Origin of the sequence: Bacteroides acidifaciens, assembly GCF_024623065.1 — a bacterium.
Classification (GTDB): domain Bacteria; phylum Bacteroidota; class Bacteroidia; order Bacteroidales; family Bacteroidaceae; genus Bacteroides; species Bacteroides acidifaciens.
Genome location: NZ_JANJZR010000163.1, coordinates 1 through 2,249 on the forward strand (window position 1 = coordinate 1; position 2,249 = coordinate 2,249).

2 protein-coding genes are annotated in these 2,249 nt (G+C 34.9%); both read right to left on the bottom strand.

Translation table 11 applies throughout. The features are described from left to right. Positions 1-276: 276 nt before the first annotated feature. Positions 277-699: an RloB family protein gene (locus tag NSB03_RS20405; protein ID WP_242358928.1), complete on the bottom strand. Its 423-nt coding sequence runs from the start codon at positions 697-699 to the stop codon at positions 277-279. Between the two features lie 326 nt (positions 700-1,025). Beyond that, on the bottom strand, positions 1,026-2,159 hold the full coding sequence (locus tag NSB03_RS20410) for an AAA family ATPase (protein WP_257466623.1): 1,134 nt from the start codon (positions 2,157-2,159) through the stop codon (positions 1,026-1,028). Between the last annotated feature and the right edge of the window lie 90 nt (positions 2,160-2,249).

A 2,249-nucleotide genomic window follows, 5' to 3' on the forward strand; every position in this document is an offset into this window, starting at 1 on the left:
TAAGTATAATTAATTAGATACAAGTAAGTTACATACGAATATAAGAGCGGGGGATTTTTCTTTTTAGAGGAAAGGTACAAAATTCAATTCATATAATGCATATTTTTGAGATATTTTCTCAAAAATATGCATACGACATCTATTACATTTGCTGATTCAAAAAATAACATGCTGAAAATCAGCAGATAATCGTTATTTATACACATAATCATATCCGCATGATTGTGTGCAAAATTATGTAGAAATGAAATATTGTTGAAATTTCTTTTATGCTGACTAAAGGTACTGAACCATTTCATGCATTTGTGTCGCATACAAGACAGTTATTCTGTTATCATCCTCAGCATAGTAAGCAATACAGTGTTCTATTCCATTCAACATATTTTCAAATGCCAAACAAGGGTTCAACCCTCCACTGACTAATGTGTTACCCAAGGCCTTCATTTTTTTGCTCCGAGTAGTAATAGGTTCTGTTTTCAAGCATCCAAGAACTTTTTCTGGATTATCCAAATAACAATAATACAACCAAATCTCAAAACAAGGATTGCTCACGACCCATCTACCTTGTACATCGGTTTGATTACCTTTAAATATTTTCTCCAACTGATCATAGAATTCATCTACATCCGAAAGGAGAAATACTTTGTCCATAGTATCCAGTTGGAAAAGCTGCGATTCTATTTTTATTTCTCCTGTCAACTGTATTTATTCCCACTTCTCTTGCATCTGATATGGCTGTAATCCTTGTCCTTTTTCAGACATAAATACAACTCTTAAAGAGTTAAGCTCACGCTGTTTAATCAATTCCAGAAGAAAATCCTTTCCCCCCAGAGAGTACGAATATAAGACTGGTGGAAAGAATCCCTTCAGGCTTTTGGTAAGCAGAAGACACTCCTGATGTTTCATATACCTGACAATTCTCCTTATTTTGGGTTATAGACTGATGTACAAGCTATTTAGGAGTTAATCTTGAGTCTTTTTTTTGAATATGTAAATTTAGATAAATCCATAACAATATTAACATTTTACATATTCAATTCACCAATAAAAGGAATAGCGCCATAACGCCCCTCCATATATCCGTTCTCAATATTAATTGTGTTGTGAATCTTAAAATCGTTTAATGAATACATATGACTCCCACCATCCTTCTTTTCAACCATCCAAGCTTCATCGGTGCGCAAAAAATCCTGATTTAGCAAACAGGTCTGATGCGTTGTAAAAATAAGTTGTCCATTGGTGTTCTGTGAGGAAAAATAACGGACAAGTTCCCTGACCAAATGTGAATGTATGCTATGATCGAGTTCATCTATGATTACCGTCTTGGCGGATTTCATTGCATCATATAATGCCGGAACAAGCGACAGTAATCTAACCGTACCGTCAGACTGTGCCTGGATATCCATATCCTTTGAAAATCCGTTTTTACCAAATTGCTGGAATAGCATTTGACTTATCTTCTGCACTCCATCTTCTACACTAATAGATCTTGTATTTCTGAAATCAACGACCTCCGACAACACTCCGGAACGCATTTCTTTAAGTTTGTCCATAGGTAGATTACTGATGTCATGGGTACTCATCCAATCTTCAAAATTTTCTGTTTCGACATTAACTCTGTTAATACCAAGACCAAGTACCTTAAATATATCCGAAGCAAATTGATTGATTTCTTTGTTGCTCTTGAATATTCCAATCAGTGCAGGATTGAAAGAATGCAAGCCAATTATTGTAAGTTCGTCCTCAAACCATTTTTGTGCAATACTAATATTTTCATCCGTCAATACCGGCATATCATTGTTTATAGTCAAAAGACTGGAAAATGGATTTTTTTCTATCCATCCCAAAACCATATTGCCTACTTCCTCTGAAGGCGTAACTGCATATTCGATTTTGCCCTCTTTGCGAGTGAAAACATTATGGTTTTCTTCCGAACCCAAACCGGAAATCTGTAGTATTTCGGAAACAATCCCAGTATTCATAATTTCCACAGAGTATATATATGGAATTCCTGTTTTTGTCTCAAACTCTATTGTCAGTTCCATAGGTTCTGTTCCTGTATTTTCTTTTAACGCAAAGATGTACTTACCAAAGGTATCCTTGTCGAGAAAACTTTTGTTCAAAGCTATTGCTTTCAAGAAATTGATACCCTTTAACAAATTGGATTTTCCAGGTAACTATTCAGCGAATCGAATACAATCAGGTTGGTCAGCAACAATTTTAGAATAATCCTCTGATTATCATCAAAA